The following is a 14,571-nucleotide window of genomic DNA, read 5'->3' as shown; positions in this document are numbered from 1 at the left end:
GGGCTCACTCCTCCACGTGGATGGCCAGCGCGGGGCAGACCGCCGCGGCCTGCCGGACGTCGTCGGCCAGCTCGGCGGGCGGCGTGGGGTCGAGCAGGATCACGATGCCGTCCTCGTCGCGCTGGTCGAACACGTCCATGGCGGCGGTCACGCACTGCCCGGAGGCGACACACTTGTCCTGATCAATGGTGATCTTCACGGGTTCCTCTTGCTCTCGGTGGGGTTTACCAGGTGACGGGGAGTTCGTAGACGCCGTAGACCTGGCCGTCGTGCTTGAACGGGATCTTGTCCAGGTCCGTGGCCAGGCGCAGGGTGGGGATGCGCCGGTAGAGGGTGCTGTAGACGACCTGGAGCTCCATGCGGGCCAGGGGCTGGCCCAGGCACTGGTGCACGCCGAAGCCGAACGCCACGTGGCGGCGGGCGTCGCGGCGGATGTCGAGGTCGTCGGGGTCGGGGAAGGTGCCGGGGTCACGGTTGGCGATGTCGTTCGGCATGATCATGCCCTCGCCGGCGCGGATGACCTGGCCGGCGATCTCGATGTCCTCCAGGGCGACCCGGCGGCGGCCGCTGTGGGTGATGTTGAGGTAGCGCAGCAGCTCCTCCACGGCTCCGGCGACCAGCTTGGGGTCGTCGGAGTCACGCAGGAGCGCGAGCTGGTCCGGGTTCTCCAGCAGGGCCAGCGTGCCGAGCGCGATCATGTTCGCGGTGGTCTCGTGGCCGGCGATGAGCAGGAGCACGCCCATCTGGGCGGCCTCCTCCCGGCTCAGCTCGCCGGCCGTGACCCGGCCGGCCAGCTGCGACAGCAGGTCGTCCGCGGGCTCGGCGATCTTGCGTCCCACCAGGTCGTCCAGGTACGCGGCCAGCCGGCCGCCGGCCGCGGCCCGCTCCTCCGGCTTCGCGTCCCGCCGGATGATGACCTTGCTGTTGTCCTGGAAGAAGCCGTGGCCGGCGTACGGGACGCCGAGCAGCTCGCAGATCACCAGCGACGGGACCGGCAGCGCGAACGCCTCGACCAGGTCCACCGGCTTAGGGCCGGCCAGCAGGTCGTCGATCAGGTCGTCCACGATCTTCTGCACGGCCGGGCGCATGCCCTCCACCCGCTTGACCGTGAACGGCGCCTGCACCATGCGGCGCAGCCGGTGGTGCTCGGGGTCGTCCATCAGGATGAAGCTGATGAACCCGCCCTTGGGGGTGGGCGCCGAGATCGGGTAGCCGGGGCGCAGGAAGTCGGCGCTGACCCGCGGGTCGGCCAGCAACGCCCGCTGCTCGGCGTAGCGGGTCACCAGCCACGGCGTGCTGCCGTCCCACAGCCGTACCCTGACCAGCGGCGCCTCCTCCTGCAGGGACCGCAGGGCCGGCGGCGGGTCGAACGGGCACGTGGCGGCCCTGGCCATCGGGAACTCCGGGACGGCGGCCGGGCCGGCGCCGGCCTCGCTCAACGTGTCGGTCATCGCGTGATCTCCTCATCGTCGGGACTCTTGGCCGGGACCCTTGGTCGGGACCCTTGGGCGGGGCTCTTTGCAGGGACGCGTCGCCACGTCCCGCCCGGGGCGGTCGTGGCGGTGCGACCTCATGTCGTCACGGCTCACGCGTGACGGGGGCGAGCCACACACCGGTGATCGCGTCGATCAGTCCGGTGGCGGCGTCGTGCCAGGTGGAGCGTGGGGTGGGGACGCCCTCGGCCAGGGCGTGCTCCCGTACGGCGCACATGTGCACCATGAGCTGGCCGCCCATCTCGGCGCGCTCGGCGCGCACGTCCTCCGGCAGCTCGGGCAGGTGGCGGCGCAGCCCGTCGATGATCTGCCGCAGCGAGGGCGAGGTGAGGGACTCGTCGATCATGATCTCGCGCAGCGCCGGGTCGGTCATCACCTGGGCGCCGAACCGGGCGAACCAGGTGGGGTTGCCCAGGGCGGCCAGGTGGTCGGTGACCGGGCGCACCAGGCAGGCCACCCAGTCCCGTACCTCGGTGGAGTCGCCCATCTCGGCCAGCATCCGCCGGCGGGCGCGCTCGATCGGCTGGGCGTGCTTGCGCGCGATGGCGCGCACCAGGTCGGCCTTCGTGCCGAAGTGGTAGCCGACCGCGGCGTTGTTGCCCTGCCCCGCGGCCTCGCTGACCTGGCGGTTGGACACGGCGTACACGCCGTGCTCGGCGAACAGCCGCTCCGCCGCCGTCAGGATCTGCTCCCGCGTCTCGCCGACCCGCACGGCCCGCGCGCTCCGGGCGGTCACGCCGGCCCGCCGTCGTCTCGGCCCACGAACGCCCCCTCCGAACCGATTTCGGTCAAGCTCAGTCAATCGGCACAGTCAGCTTAAGTCAAGCGACTGCTTTAAAAGTCGATGTGCGCTGTGCACAGGATGTGCCGTATGCACTGAATATGTAGGTTGCACATACGGTGTGATAGATATGCTGGCGCGCACTGACGGCAAGAAGGACTGGCATGGACAAGCCCACGGACCTCATCGAGTACGAGACCATGCTGCTCGGACGGCACCGTCACATCGACCGCATGGCGTACATCCTGCTCAGCCGCGTCCGGCTGGAAGGCATGATGTCGATCGGGCAGCTCAGCGACGCGTTCGGCCTGGACGTCTCCACCCTGAACCGGCACACCTCGGCCCTGCTGCGCTCCGGCCTGGTCGAGCGCATCCCCGATCCCGACGGCGGGATGGCCCGCAAGTTCCGCCTGACGAGGGCCGGGGAGCAGTACCTCGACGACGAGCGGGCCAAGAACATCAACGGCCTGGAGAAGGTGCTGGTGAACTGGACGCCCGAGGAGGTCGCCACGTTCGCCGCCTACCTCAGGCGGTTCAACACCGACGTCGAGCGCCTCGCCGGACGGCCCTGGCCCCGCCCCTGACCCCTGCCACTACGACACGGTGACCGCCCCGCCCGCCGCGGCCTCGGCGCCCAGCCGGGAGCCGGTCATGGCGTCGGTCACGTGCCGGCGGTGCAGGCGGGCCGCCTTGGCCATGTTCCAGCCGAGCACACCGGTGACCGTGCCGCCCTCCCGGTACAGCGCGACGAAGCGGCCCTCCTCCGGGTCGCCCTCGACCACCTCCACCTCGGCGCCCGCCGTGGGCAGGCCGTGAGCCTGGAGCTTGACGTCGTACTGGTCGGTCCAGAAGTACGGGACCGGCGTGTACGACCGGTTCGCGCCGAGGATGTTGGCGGCCACGACCTGGGCCTGCTCGACGGCGTTCGTCCGGTTCTCCAGCCGCAGCCGTCTGCCGAGCCCCTCGTGGTGCCAGGAGGCGACGTCGCCCACCGCGTAGACGCCGGAGGCCGCGCGGCAGCCGGAGTCGCAGGCCACCCCGTCGTCCGCCGTCAGGCCGCTGCCGGCCAGCCAGCCGGTCGCCGGCCGTGAGCCGATCGCCACCACGACCGCGTCGGCGGGCAGCAGCTCGCCGGAGGCCAGCCGTACCCCCGTGACGTGGCCGCCGGAGCCGGTGAGCTCCCGGACGGCGACACCGAGCCGCAGCCGGACGCCCCGGTCGGCGTGCAGCCGCGTGAGCGCCCCGCCGATCCGCTCGCCGAGCTGGTCGGCGAGCACGGCCCGGCCCAGGCCGGCGAGCGTGACGTCGAGGCCCATGCCGCGCGCGGTGGCGGCCACCTCGGCGCCCAGGACGCCCTCGCCCACCACGACGAGACGCGGACCGGCCAGCAGGTGCTCGCGCAGCGCGAGCGCGTCGTCCAGGGTGCGCAGCACGTGCACGCCCGCCAGCCCGTCCTGGCCGGGAAGCCGGGCCGGCGTCAGGCCCGTGGCCAGGACGACGGCCTCCGCGCGCAGCGTCCGGCCGGAGGCGGTCAGCACCTCGCGCGCGGCGGCGTCGAACCGGACCGCGGGGTCGCCGAGCACGAACTCGGCGTCCAGCCCGGCGAGCTGGTCCGCCGTCCGCAGGTGCGCCCGCTCACGCTCCCAGGCACCGGAGAGCACCTGCTTGGACAGCGGCGGCCGGTCGTAGGGCGGGTGCCGCTCGGCGCCCAGGACGGTCAGGCGGCCCTGGTGGCCGTGGCGCCGCAGCGCCTCGGCGACGGCGAGGCCGCCCGCGGAGGCGCCCACGACGAGCACGTCGGCCTGGACCGTCAAGACCGCTCCTCCACGCTGATCGCGGCGGCCGGGCACACGCCGGCCGCCTCGCGGACGACGGCGTGCAGCGCCTCGGGCGGCGTGGCGTCCAGCAGGATCACGATGCCGTCGTCCTCTCCCTGGTCGAAGACGTCGGGCGCGAGCAGCGCGCACGTTCCCGCGCCGCAGCACTTGTCGGTGTCGACGGTGATGTTCACGTTCGTCCTTCCTTCCGGTTCAGTCGTGGGCGCGAGGAGGCGGAGCGGTCACCACCGCACCGGCACCTGCTCCAGGCCACCGACGATCAGTCCCTCGCGGCGGGCCAGGACGTCGGCGGGCACGGCCAGCTCCAGCGTGGGCAGGCGATCGATCAGCACCTTGAGGACGGTCTGCAGCTCCGTGCGGGCCAGGGACTGGCCGAGGCACGCGTACGGGCCGGCGCCGAAGATCAGGTGCGGGTTGGGGGAGCGGGTCAGGTCCATGTCCGCGGCGCCCTCGAAGGCGCTCTCGTCGCGGTTGGCCGAGGACAGGCTGCACACGACCGTGGCGCCCTTCGGCAGGGTCGTGCCGCCGATCTCGACCTCCTCGCTGATGTAGCGGGGGATGCCGAAGCCGAAGTTGGCGTCGTAGCGCAGGCACTCCTCGACCGCGGTGCGGATGAGCGAGGGGTCGGCGACGAGCCGCTCCCAGCGGGTGCGGTCGGCCAGCAGCATGGCCACCATCTTGCCGATCATGTTGGCGGTGGTCTCATGGCCCGCGACCAGCAGTCCCTGGGCCGTCATCACCGTCATCTCCTCGGTGACCCGGCCGTCGAGCGCGCCGACGAGGGTGATCAGCTCGCTGACCAGGTCGTCACCCGGCTCGGCCCGCTTGGCCGCGGCGTGCGCGCGCATGTACGCGGCGAAGTCGGCCTGCGCGGCGTCGATCTCCTCCTGGGTGTACTTCGTCAGGCTCAGCAGCGTGTCCGACCAGTGCGCGAACCGGTCACGGTCGGAGTCCGGCACCCCGAGCAGCTCGCAGATCACCCACACCGGCAGCGGGAACCCCAGCGCGGCCACCAGGTCGGCGGGCGAGCCCTGCTCGACCATCTCGTCCACCAGGCGGTGGGCCGCCGCCTCGATGCCGGGCTGCATGGCCGAGACGCGCTTGGCGGTGAAGGCCTTGCCGATCAGCTTGCGCCACTCCCGGTGCGCCTCACCCCTGACCGTGGTGCCGCCGCTGGCGAACACGCCTCCGCCCTCGTTCGCCGTGATGTTGGCGGCGTCGTCGGCCACGAGGTGGTGGGTGAAGCGCGGGTCCGACAGCAGGTCCTTGACGTCGGAGTACCGGGTGAGCAGCAGCGCCTCGTCCCCGCTGGCCAGCCGGATGGGCGCCACGGGGCAGCGGCCGCGCAGCTCGGCCCACTCCTCCGGCGGCTCCAGGGCGCCGGGGGCGGGGAACGGGTAGTCCTGGATGTCCGTCACATGTCCTCCTGGATGGCCAAGACCGGTCGCGGAGACCGGCCCGCTGATGGGATGCCGCCGCGCCACCGGACAATGTTGTCCGGTTGTCACCGTAGCCCCACCCCGGGCATGTGTCGAGCGGGGCGGCCGAGCAACCGGACAATATTGTCCGGTTGCTACTCTAGGCTCCATGTCGGATACGCGTCGACCCAACAGGGGACCGAGTGCCGCGGCGGAGAACCGGGCCGCGCTCATCGCGGCGGCCAGCCACGTCTTCGCCGGCTCCGGGTACGACGCCCCGCTCAGCGCGATCGCGCGGGCCGCCGGGGTCGGCCAGGGCAGCCTGTACCGGCACTTCCCCGACCGTGTCAGCCTCGCGCTGGCCGTCTTCGAGGACGGCGTGAGCGAGCTGGAGGCCCTGGCCGCCGAGCCGGGCGCCACCCTCGACGACGTGCTGGCCCTGATGACCGAGCACACCATCGCCTCCACGGCGTTCATCGACATGGTGAGCGTGTCGCCGGCCGACCCCCGCATGATCGCGGTGCGTGGCCGGGTGGCCGACCTGCTGGACGACGTGCTCGGCCGGGCCCGCCGCGCCGGCGCGGTCCGGGCGGACCTGACGACCGAGGACCTGGTCATGGCCGTCGGGATGCTCGCCGGGGTGCTGCGCAGGACCCCCGCGCCGGCCCGGCGGCAGGCGGCCGAGCGGGTGTGGCGGATGCTCCGCCACGGCATCTACCCCCCGGACCGGCCTTGAGCACGCGACCGATCCACGAACCGGAGGCACCCGGCATGCTCCCCTCACTCACCGGCCCAGCGGCCGAGGCCGCCGACCGTGTCGGCGCGCTGCTGCACGCCTCCGGGCGGCTCGGCGTCGCCTTCTCCGGGGGCGTGGACTCCTCCGTGCTGCTGGCGCTCGCCGTACGGGAGCTGGGGGCGGACCGGGTGATCGCGGTGCTGGGCGTCTCGCCGAGCCTCGCCGCCGCCGAGCGGGCGGTGGCCCACGAGGTCGCCGCGTACGTCGGCGCGCGGGTGGTCGAGGTCGCCACCCACGAGGGCGACCTGCCCGCGTACCGCGCCAACGGCCCGGACCGCTGCTTCCACTGCAAGAACGAGCTGTTCGTCCGCATCTCCGACGAGGTCGCCGCCGCGCACGGCATCACCGCCGTGGCCTACGGGGAGAACGCCGACGACGTCCGCCGCCCCGACCGGCCCGGCAGCCGGGCCGCCGCCCGGCACCAGGTGCTGCGGCCGCTGGCCGACGCGGGCGTGGACAAGGCGGAGGTCCGCCGCATCGCCGCCGCCCTCGGCCTGCCGAGCGCCGCCAAGCCGGCCGCTCCCTGCCTGGCCTCCCGCATCCCGCACTTCTCCGAGGTCACGCCCGAGAAGCTGGCCCAGGTGGAGCGGGCCGAGGCGGCGCTGCGGGAGCTGGGCTTCACGGACTGCCGGGTGCGCCACCACGGCGAGGTCGCCAGGATCGAGGTGCCCGTCGCCGAGATCGCGCGGCTCGCGGGCGACCTGCGCGAGCCGGCGCTGTCGGCGGTGCGGGAGGCCGGGTTCCGCATGGTGGCCGTCGATCTGGCCGGCATCCAGTCGGGCGCCTTCACCCTGCCTCTGGTGCAGGGGCCGGACGCGGGGGCGCGGCGTGGCTGACGGCTGGAGCGCGCCGGAGTCGTTCGCCCGGCTGGACCACGACAGGGCGGCCCGCCGGGGCTACCCGGAGGCGGTGTACTGCGCGGGAAAGACCCCGGAGCAGGTCCGCGCGATCGCCGCCGAGCTGAGCGAACGCACCCGGACGGCGCTCCCGCCGGCCGTCGCGGCCGGGGCGGCGGCGGCCGGGGCGGCGGGAGGGGCGACGCTGTTCACGCGGGCCGAGCCCGAGCACGCGCGGGCCGTGCTGGCCGAGCTGCCCGACGCCCGCCACGATCCGGACTCCCGGCTGCTCGTGTGGCCGCCCGAACCCCCGCCGCCCTTCGGCGGGCAGGTGGTCGTGCTGGCCGCGGGCACCTCCGACCTGCCGGTGGCGCGCGAGGCCGAGCTGACCGCCCGCTACCTGGGCCGGCCCTGTGAGCTGGTCGTGGACGTGGGCGTGGCCGGGCTGCACCGCGTGCTCGGCCTGCTCGACCTGCTGCGCTCCGCCCGCGTCGTGGTCGTGGCGGCGGGCATGGACGGGGCGCTGCCGAGTGTGGTGGCCGGGCTGATCTCCGCGCCGGTGGTGGCCGTGCCGACGTCGGTCGGGTACGGGGCGGCGTTCGGCGGGCTGGCGCCCCTGCTGGCCATGCTCAACGCGTGCGCGCCCGGCGTCGCGGTCGTGAACATCGACAACGGCTACGGCGCCGGCCACCTGGCCGCCCAGATCGCCGCCCCGCCGTGAACGAGCGCCGCGACGATCCTCGGGCGCTCAGGCGCGCAGCAGGGTGACGATGCCGGCGGCGACCAGCGCGGCGGCCCACATGCGGTCCACGTTGAACCACGCGCGGCGCAGGACGGCCAGCCCGGCCACCTCGTAGACGAGCACCGCCACCACGCCGGCGACCGTGAACATCCCGAGCGTGTGCCACAGCGCCACGCCCAGGCCGCCGGCGACGGCGTGGCCCGCGTGACCGCCCCCGGCCGGGCCGCCCCCCTCGGCGGCCAGACCGGCGAAGACGGGGACCAGCATCAGGCCGGCGCCGTGCGCCGACGACATGAGGAACGACCAGGCGGCGAGCTGCGGCAGGGACAGCCGCATCCCCACCCAGCGGAAGTGCCGCTTCGACAGCAGCCGCCACAGGCCGAAGGCGACCAGCGTCACACCGCCGGCGACCGACAGCACGGTGGCGGTCGTGAGCGAGCCGGTCACGCCGACCACGACCGCGACCAGCGCGACGGAGGCCAGGTGACCGGCGGCGATCGCCGGCAGCGAGGCCAGCAGCATGTCCCTGCTGCGCTCCTGCAGGCCGCGGGCCACCGCGAACAGCCAGCCCATGGCCGGGTTCAGGCCGTGGAAGGCGCCCAGCAGCAGAGCGGCGGCGACGGTCATGGGCGGCCGGTCAGGGGTAGCAGTAGGAGTCGGACGAGGCGTCGCCGCCCTGCAGCCGCACCTGGTGCGGGCGCAGGCCGCGGAAGGCGTCGCCGTGCGGCAGGAACCGCTCATCGAAGGTGAACGAATCGGTGTCGATCCTGGCCAGCCAGGCGCCGACGCCGTCGGGGTAGAACTGGTCGTCCCAGGCGCCGTACAGGGAGTTGGTCAGGTAGACGCGCCTGCCGTCCCTGCTGACCTCGACCATCTGGGGGCCGCCGCTCAGCGGGCCGTCGGCGGCCGGGTGCGACTCGCGCCGGACGATGCCGCCGATCCGCAGCGAGCCCAGCTCGACGGGCTTGAACGGGTCGCTCACGTCGTACTGCTTGAGCTCCCCGGTGCCCCAGCAGGAGACGTACAGGCGCTGGTCGTCCACCGACAGGTCGATGTCGGTGACCAGCGGCGGCACCGCGCCGAACGGCTTGAGCACGTCCGGCAGGTCCTGCTCGCCGGCGGGCTCGGCCGGGATGTCGATCACCTTGCGCGCCTGCCAGCGGCCGCCCTCCTGGAACCACGTCCACACCGAGGCCGACAGGTCCTCGACGCTGACGACGACGCAGGCGAAGCCGTACGTCCTGGTCGGGTCGTGCGCCGGGCGCAGCTCCAGCGTCATCTGGTACTGGTCGCCCAGGTCCACCTCCTGGAGGTGGCGGCGCTTGCGCAGGTCCCAGAAGTGCAGGCGGTGCCCGTACTTGCGGCCGAGGAGCAGCTCGCCCACCACCCCGTCCTCGATCATGGACGGCGTGCCCCACTCCGAGGTGACGAGCACGTCGTGGTTGATGTGCCACCAGAAGTCGTAGGACAGGTACTGCGGGCCCCGGTCCATCTCCCAGCGGCCGAGCACCTCGAACGACTGGTGGTCGAGGATCGCGATCCCGCCCGGCCCTTCCTCGCCGTTCGCGCCGCCGAGCGCCGAGACGTAGAGGCCCTCGGGGCCGCAGTGGACGGTGTGCGGCCGCGAGTACCCGGCGCGCCGGGCCAGCTCCTCGGGCTCGATCACCTTGACGATCTCCGGGCTGATCCGGTCCTTGGTGTCGAGGATGTGGATGCGGGAGGAACGCAGCCCCGGCACGACCAGGTAGCGGCGCTCGACGTGGGGGTGCGGGGCGTAGGGGCACAGGGCGCTGCTGCAGGCGTTCCAGCCGAAGTGGTGCAGCTCGTCGCCCGTGTTGGGCAGATCGGTCCAGCCGGTCACCTGACCGTAGCCGGGCGAGGACGGGTCGGTGTCGACGACGGCGATCGCGTCGGGCCGGGCAGCCCGGCGGTCGAACGCGGCCACGTAGGCCAGCCGCTCGGGAGGCGCGGCGGCGGCGTCGCGCGGCGAGGGGTAGAACGTGGGGTCCGGAGTCCAGAGTGCCATGACCCCATACTTCATGCATTACCTACCCGGTCAACAGACAAGCTTCCCCGACCTGTGCCGGCTCAGGAGGAAATATTGGCCCGCGCGGATGGAGCCGTGACCCGCAGGAACTCCGGCACCTCGGTGGGCCGTTCGAGACTGGGCAGGTGACCGGCCCAGGCCAGCTCGACGTGGCGGGCCTGTCGCAGCCGCTCGGGAAGCCGGGCGCCGATCTCGCGGAAGTCCGGCAGGTCGTGCGCGCCGGACACAGCCAGGCACGGCACCGCGATACACGCCGGATCCACCTCGACGGGCGTGCGTCGACCGCCTGGTCGAGGAGGTGACGGCCGAGCGGATGGGCGCTGCCTTTGCCGCACGCCGATACGCCCAGCTGCTGATCTTGGAGGTGCTTCGGGCTTACCTGGGCCAGGCCGAACTGCCGCCGGGGTGGCTGCGGGCGCTGACCGACGACCGGCTGCGTCCCGCGCTGACCCTCATGCACCGCGAACCGGGCCGGCCCTGGGGGTTGGCGGAACTGGCCCGTGCGGCGGCGATGTCGCGGACGTCGTTCGCCGTGCGGTTCCGCTCCGTGGCCGGTGTCCCCCTCTGACCTACCTCAACTCCTGGCGGATGCTGCTGGCCCAGCGGGCGCTGAGCGACGACGACGTCCGGATCGGGGCCCTCGCCGTGCAACGTGGCTACACATCGGAAAGCGTCTTCAGCACTGCCTTCAAACGAGAGGTAGGAGAGGCGCCATCGCGCTACCGATACCGGCTCCGACAAGCGTCCTGACCAGTGGCGCCGACGGCGAAGCTCCGATCAGCACCAGTGCCTGTGCGGCGTCTTGTCGAACCGGAAGGCCAGCCCACGCCACGCCACTCCTTCATCCGGTTGATGCAGCGTTCGGCCGTGTTGCGCTGCTTGTAGAGATAGGGATCATGCGTGACCGGCCGGCGGCCGCGGCAGCTGCGCTTCTTGCGGTTGGCCGCCTGATCGGCCTTCTCCGGGACGACCGCTTCGATCCGGCGTCAGCGCAGGTAGGTGCGGTTGCTCCGGGAGGCCGACGCGCTGCTGGGCGGCCTCGTCCGGCAGGCCTGGGAGGAGGGCAGCGTGTGCCGCGGCATCACCCCGCAGGAGGTGCTCGACCTGCTCGACGTGGCGATCTGCCGTCCCGGCGCCCGGCCTGGCGACCCGCTCACGATCGTCCTGCTCGACGGGCTCAGGGCCGCCTGTCCCTGAGACGGCGCGACCGGAGGCCGGATGTTCACCCGGCGGTCCGGATGTCCCGGTCAGGCGGGGTAGGGGGCGGGCATGCGCTATCACGCACTGGCCTGCGACTACGACGGGACCCTCGCCAGGAACGGCCGGGTCGAGCCGGAGACGGTCGAGGTGCTGGAGCGGCTCTCCCGGGCCGGGGTCAAGCTGCTCATGGTGACCGGGCGCGAGCTGGAGGACCTGCTGGCGGTCTTCCCGCACGCCGGCGTGTTCGACCTCGTGGTCGCCGAGAACGGCGGCCTGCTGTACGACCCCGCGCAGCGGCACGCCGAACCGCTGGCCGACGCGCCGCCGCCCGACCTCGCCGAGCGGCTGCGCGCCGAGGGGGTCAGCCCGCTCGGCGTCGGACGGGTGCTGGTCGCCACGAGGACCCCGTACGACGTCCAGGTCCTCGCCGCGATCCGTGACCTGGGCCTGGAGCTACAGGTGATCTACAACAAGGGCGCGGTCATGGTGCTGCCCCCTGGAGTGAACAAGGCGAGCGGCCTGGCCGCCGCCGTCGAGCGCCTGGAGCTGTCGCCGCGCAGCGTCGTCGCGGTCGGCGACGCGGAGAACGACCACGCCTTCCTCACCGCCGCCGAGTGCGGGGCCGCCGTCGCCAACGCCCTGCCCTCGCTCAAGGACACCTGCGACGTGCGCCTGGCGGGCGAGGCCGGCGCCGGGGTGACGGAGCTGGCCGGGCTGATGCTCTCGGGCGAGCTGGACGCCGTGGAGGTGCCCCGCAGGCACATCCTCCTCGGCGACGATGGCGGTGGCGGTGACGGTGACGGTGGAGGCGGCGGTGGCGGCGGTGAGGTGCGGCTGCCCCCGTACGGGGTGGGGATGATGGTGGCCGGCCCGTCCGGGAGCGGGAAGTCCACGGTGACCACGGCGCTGCTGGAGCGGCTGGTCGGCGCCGGCTACCAGTGCGTGATCGTCGACCCGGAGGGCGACTACGCCGACTACCCCGGCGTGATCGTCCTCGGCGACCCGGAGCGGGTGCCCGCCGTCGAGGAGGTCCTGCACGCGCTGCGGCTGCCGGACCAGAGCGTCGTGGTCAACCTGATCGGGCTGCGGCTGCGGGACCGGCCCGCGTACTTCGCCGAGCTGCTGCCCCGTCTCGCCTCCCTGAGGGCCGGGCTCGGGCACCCGCACTGGGTGGTGGTCGACGAGGTCCACCACGTGATGCCCGCCGAGCTGAGGCACGTGCCGCTGCACGCGGCCGGGGACGTCGGCTCGCTACTGATGATCACCGTTCATCCCGACGCGGTGAGCCCGGCCGCCCTGCGGCTCATGACCTCCGTCCTGGCCGTGGGCCGGGACCCCACGGCCACGCTGGCGGCCTTCGCCACCGCCGCCGGGTACGACCCGCCGCGCGCGGGGTCGCCGCGGGACGGCGACGTCGCGCTGTGGCGGGTCGGCACGGAAGCGGCGCGGCGCGTCACACCGGCGCCCGGCGAGGTGGAGCGGACGCGGCACCGGCGCAAGTACGCGGCCGGCACGATGTCCAAGGACAAGAGCTTCTACTTCACCGGCGCCGAGGGACGGCTGCGGCTGCGGGCGCGCAACCTGCACACGTTCGTCGAGCTGGCCGAGGGCGTGGACGACGAGACGTGGCTGCACCACCTGCGGCGGGGCGACTACTCCACCTGGATCCGCGAGAGCCTGGGCGACGCGGATCTGGCGGAGGAGGTCGCGGCGGCGGAGCGGGACTGCCGTGAGGATGCGGAGTCCGGGCGGCGGCGGATCGCCGGCCTCATCGCCGACCGCTACACGCTGCCCGCCGAGCCCACCGACTACGACCCCGACCACGACGACACCTGAGACGGCCTGCCCGTTGTCTCCGGTCGTTCAGGCCATGGCGAGCAGGCGGGCCCGTACCCGGGCGATGACCTCCTGCGGCATCGGGGCGTAGCCGAGCAGCGACAGGTACGACTGGCCCGCGTTGCCCGCCGCGTACCGCAGGAAGCTCCGGGTGAGCGGCGCCGTCCCCCGCGCGCAGACGATCTCGTAGGTGACCAGGACGATCGGGTACGCCCCCCGCCTCCTGCCCGTGTAGTCGAGTGTCATCTCCAGGCCGCCGACTCCGTCGGCGATCCGGGCGTCCTCCAGCCCCCGGGTCGCGCCCTCGGGCGACAGCGCGACGAACTCGCCCGCGCCGTTGCGGACCTTCGCCGTGGCCAGCCCCGCGCGGCCCGCGAACCCGTACTCCACGTACCCGATCGACCCCCAGGCGTCCCGGATGGCCGTGGCCATGCCGTCGGAGCCCTGGACCCCGCGTCCCGCCACCGGCCACGTTTCCCATGACCGGTGCGACGGGGAGCCGCCCGCGGCCAGGTAGGCGGCGAAGCCGTGGCTCGTGCCCGAGTCGTCGGAGCGGTGGAGGACCTCGATGTCGCCCTGGGGGAGGTCCGCGCCGGGGTTCTCCGCGGCGATCGACGGGTCGTCCCAGGTGGTGATCCGCCCGCCGAACACCCCGGCGAGGGTGCCGGGCGACAGCCTCAGGCCCGGGACGGACGGCAGGTTGTAGGCCACCGCGATCGGCCCCACCACCATCGGCAGGTGCAGCGCCCGGCCGCGGCACCGCCCGTCGGCCTCCGCCTGCTCCCGGGGGTTCATCACGCGGTCCGAGCCCGCGAACGCGGTGGCGCCCCGGATGAAGTCGCGCACGCCGGCGCCGGAGCCGTCGGCCCGGTAGTCGATCCTCGTGCCGGGATGGATCGCCTCGAAGTCCGCCCGCCAGGCGTTCATCGCCGTGAGCTGCGCCGTCGAGCCCGACGCGACGATCGTGTCCGTACGGTCCGAGGCGGTCGCCGTCCTCGCGGGCGGGCTCCACACCACGTGAACCGTCAGCCCGGCGGCGGTGAGCAGCAGGGACAGGAGCATCGCGGTCATCTTGGGCACATATGCGAGGTTATGAAGGCCTCATGACCGAAGGGTGAACCCCCGTGCAGGTCGATCAGAAGGAAAGCCCATCAAGTGGTCAAGACCTGGATGACTTCCGGCTCGGGTGGCGCTGCCGGAGGGCGGACAGGTCGGCCGATGCCCGTCCACACCGCGTAGGCCGTGCCGACCTCCAGGCTCTTCAGGGCGAACGCGAGCAGGCCGAAGCTGGCGACCGCGAAGACGCCGAAGCAGATGCTCGGCGGGAGCGACGAGAACCCGTCGCTGAGCTTCAGCGAGTAGGCCATGGCGACCTCGAACAGGCCGGCAGCGACGATCATGAACCAGGCCATGACGGCTCCTCTCGTGGGAGCGTCGTCTTGTCAGGCCGGGTACGGCGCGTCTCGTCCGGGCGGGCCCCGGAACGGACCCACGTCCAGGGCAACGGCCGGTCACCCGGTCGCATTCCCTCACCGACGACGGGACGCCAGGAATAGATCCGGCGAAACCGGGCAGGACCCCGCT

19 protein-coding genes, 1 pseudogene and 1 riboswitch are annotated in these 14,571 nt (G+C 73.3%); of the genes and pseudogenes, 8 read left to right on the top strand and 12 right to left on the bottom strand.

Annotated elements, in window-relative coordinates:
- Positions 1–4: 4 nt before the first annotated feature.
- The 3 genes from AB0H64_RS27730 to AB0H64_RS27720 form a co-directional block, all read right to left on the bottom strand.
- Positions 5–199 carry a ferredoxin gene (locus AB0H64_RS27730; RefSeq protein ID WP_357630071.1) on the bottom strand — a complete coding sequence of 65 codons (195 nt, stop codon included), beginning with the start codon at positions 197–199 and terminating at the stop codon, positions 5–7.
- Positions 200–224: 25 nt separating this feature from the next.
- On the bottom strand, positions 225–1,451 hold the full coding sequence (locus AB0H64_RS27725) for a cytochrome P450 (protein ID WP_357630069.1): 1,227 nt from the start codon (positions 1,449–1,451) through the stop codon (positions 225–227).
- A 127-nt stretch (positions 1,452–1,578) separates the two neighbouring features.
- Positions 1,579–2,229 carry a TetR family transcriptional regulator gene (locus AB0H64_RS27720; RefSeq protein WP_357630066.1) on the bottom strand — a complete coding sequence of 217 codons (651 nt, stop codon included), beginning with the start codon at positions 2,227–2,229 and terminating at the stop codon, positions 1,579–1,581.
- A 209-nt stretch (positions 2,230–2,438) separates the two neighbouring features.
- On the opposite strand from AB0H64_RS27720, the gene AB0H64_RS27715 reads away from it, so the two are divergent.
- A complete protein-coding gene (locus AB0H64_RS27715; protein ID WP_357630063.1) occupies positions 2,439–2,858 on the top strand; it encodes a MarR family transcriptional regulator in 420 nt (139 codons plus the stop codon).
- Between the two features lie 9 nt (positions 2,859–2,867).
- Here AB0H64_RS27715 and AB0H64_RS27710 read toward each other — a convergent pair whose 3' ends face one another.
- From AB0H64_RS27710 to AB0H64_RS27700, 3 genes are read right to left on the bottom strand one after another with little or no spacing between them, the layout of a single operon-like run.
- A complete protein-coding gene (locus tag AB0H64_RS27710; protein WP_357630060.1) occupies positions 2,868–4,088 on the bottom strand; it encodes an FAD-dependent oxidoreductase in 1,221 nt (406 codons plus the stop codon).
- Positions 4,085–4,285, bottom strand: a complete 201-nt coding sequence (locus AB0H64_RS27705; RefSeq protein WP_357630058.1) for a ferredoxin — start codon at positions 4,283–4,285, stop codon at positions 4,085–4,087. The genes AB0H64_RS27710 and AB0H64_RS27705 overlap by 4 nt, the downstream gene beginning before the upstream one ends.
- Before the next feature lie 48 nt (positions 4,286–4,333).
- Positions 4,334–5,530 (bottom strand): cytochrome P450, encoded by a 1,197-nt coding sequence (locus tag AB0H64_RS27700; protein ID WP_357630056.1) that lies wholly within the window; start codon positions 5,528–5,530, stop codon positions 4,334–4,336.
- A 169-nt stretch (positions 5,531–5,699) separates the two neighbouring features.
- Here AB0H64_RS27700 and AB0H64_RS27695 point away from each other — a divergent pair, with 169 nt between their 5' ends.
- From AB0H64_RS27695 to larB, 3 genes are read left to right on the top strand one after another with little or no spacing between them, the layout of a single operon-like run.
- Positions 5,700–6,266, top strand: coding sequence for a helix-turn-helix domain-containing protein (locus tag AB0H64_RS27695; RefSeq protein ID WP_357630054.1), 567 nt, complete (start codon positions 5,700–5,702; stop codon positions 6,264–6,266).
- A 35-nt stretch (positions 6,267–6,301) separates the two neighbouring features.
- Positions 6,302–7,162, top strand: coding sequence for an ATP-dependent sacrificial sulfur transferase LarE (larE, locus tag AB0H64_RS27690; protein ID WP_357630051.1), 861 nt, complete (start codon positions 6,302–6,304; stop codon positions 7,160–7,162).
- Entirely contained in the window at positions 7,155–7,883 is a 729-nt protein-coding gene (gene larB / locus AB0H64_RS27685; RefSeq protein WP_357630048.1) for a nickel pincer cofactor biosynthesis protein LarB, read from the top strand. The genes larE and larB overlap by 8 nt, the downstream gene beginning before the upstream one ends.
- 27 nt (positions 7,884–7,910) lie before the next feature.
- Here larB and AB0H64_RS27680 read toward each other — a convergent pair whose 3' ends face one another.
- The 3 genes from AB0H64_RS27680 to AB0H64_RS27670 form a co-directional block, all read right to left on the bottom strand.
- Positions 7,911–8,531, bottom strand: coding sequence for a hypothetical protein (locus AB0H64_RS27680; protein ID WP_357630045.1), 621 nt, complete (start codon positions 8,529–8,531; stop codon positions 7,911–7,913).
- 10 nt (positions 8,532–8,541) lie between these two features.
- Positions 8,542–9,930 carry a selenium-binding protein SBP56-related protein gene (locus AB0H64_RS27675; RefSeq protein ID WP_357630043.1) on the bottom strand — a complete coding sequence of 463 codons (1,389 nt, stop codon included), beginning with the start codon at positions 9,928–9,930 and terminating at the stop codon, positions 8,542–8,544.
- 62 nt (positions 9,931–9,992) lie between these two features.
- Positions 9,993–10,214: an alpha/beta hydrolase gene (locus AB0H64_RS27670; RefSeq protein ID WP_357630042.1), complete on the bottom strand. Its 222-nt coding sequence runs from the start codon at positions 10,212–10,214 to the stop codon at positions 9,993–9,995.
- A 95-nt stretch (positions 10,215–10,309) separates the two neighbouring features.
- Here AB0H64_RS27670 and AB0H64_RS27665 point away from each other — a divergent pair, with 95 nt between their 5' ends.
- Both AB0H64_RS27665 and AB0H64_RS27660 read left to right on the top strand, forming a co-directional pair.
- Positions 10,310–10,519, top strand: coding sequence for a hypothetical protein (locus tag AB0H64_RS27665; protein WP_357630039.1), 210 nt, complete (start codon positions 10,310–10,312; stop codon positions 10,517–10,519).
- A gap of 20 nt (positions 10,520–10,539) precedes the next feature.
- A complete protein-coding gene (locus AB0H64_RS27660) occupies positions 10,540–10,701 on the top strand; it encodes a helix-turn-helix domain-containing protein (protein WP_357630037.1) in 162 nt (53 codons plus the stop codon).
- A 45-nt stretch (positions 10,702–10,746) separates the two neighbouring features.
- On the opposite strand, the pseudogene AB0H64_RS27655 reads toward AB0H64_RS27660, so the two are convergent.
- Positions 10,747–11,018, bottom strand: a pseudogene (locus AB0H64_RS27655) (hypothetical protein); the annotation flags it as partial.
- Between AB0H64_RS27655 and AB0H64_RS27650 the strand changes: the two are divergent.
- Together AB0H64_RS27650 and AB0H64_RS27645 are read left to right on the top strand one after the other, a co-directional pair.
- On the top strand, positions 10,951–11,148 hold the full coding sequence (locus AB0H64_RS27650) for a hypothetical protein (protein ID WP_357630373.1): 198 nt from the start codon (positions 10,951–10,953) through the stop codon (positions 11,146–11,148). The pseudogene AB0H64_RS27655 and the gene AB0H64_RS27650 sit on opposite strands and share 68 nt — an antisense overlap.
- Before the next feature lie 72 nt (positions 11,149–11,220).
- On the top strand, positions 11,221–12,987 hold the full coding sequence (locus AB0H64_RS27645; protein ID WP_357630035.1) for an HAD hydrolase family protein: 1,767 nt from the start codon (positions 11,221–11,223) through the stop codon (positions 12,985–12,987).
- Positions 12,988–13,014: 27 nt separating this feature from the next.
- Here AB0H64_RS27645 and pstS read toward each other — a convergent pair whose 3' ends face one another.
- Together pstS and AB0H64_RS27635 are read right to left on the bottom strand one after the other, a co-directional pair.
- Entirely contained in the window at positions 13,015–14,058 is a 1,044-nt protein-coding gene (gene pstS, locus AB0H64_RS27640) for a phosphate ABC transporter substrate-binding protein PstS (protein ID WP_357630361.1), read from the bottom strand.
- 80 nt (positions 14,059–14,138) lie between these two features.
- Positions 14,139–14,399, bottom strand: a complete 261-nt coding sequence (locus tag AB0H64_RS27635; protein ID WP_357630032.1) for an SMR family transporter — start codon at positions 14,397–14,399, stop codon at positions 14,139–14,141.
- 16 nt (positions 14,400–14,415) lie between these two features.
- A riboswitch (guanidine-III (ykkC-III) riboswitch) is annotated at positions 14,416–14,483 on the bottom strand.
- Between the last annotated feature and the right edge of the window lie 88 nt (positions 14,484–14,571).

Origin of the sequence: Nonomuraea sp. NPDC050733, assembly GCF_040654215.1 — a bacterium.
Lineage (GTDB): Bacteria > Actinomycetota > Actinomycetes > Streptosporangiales > Streptosporangiaceae > Nonomuraea.
This window is presented reverse-complemented; position numbering and strand designations above follow the sequence as displayed.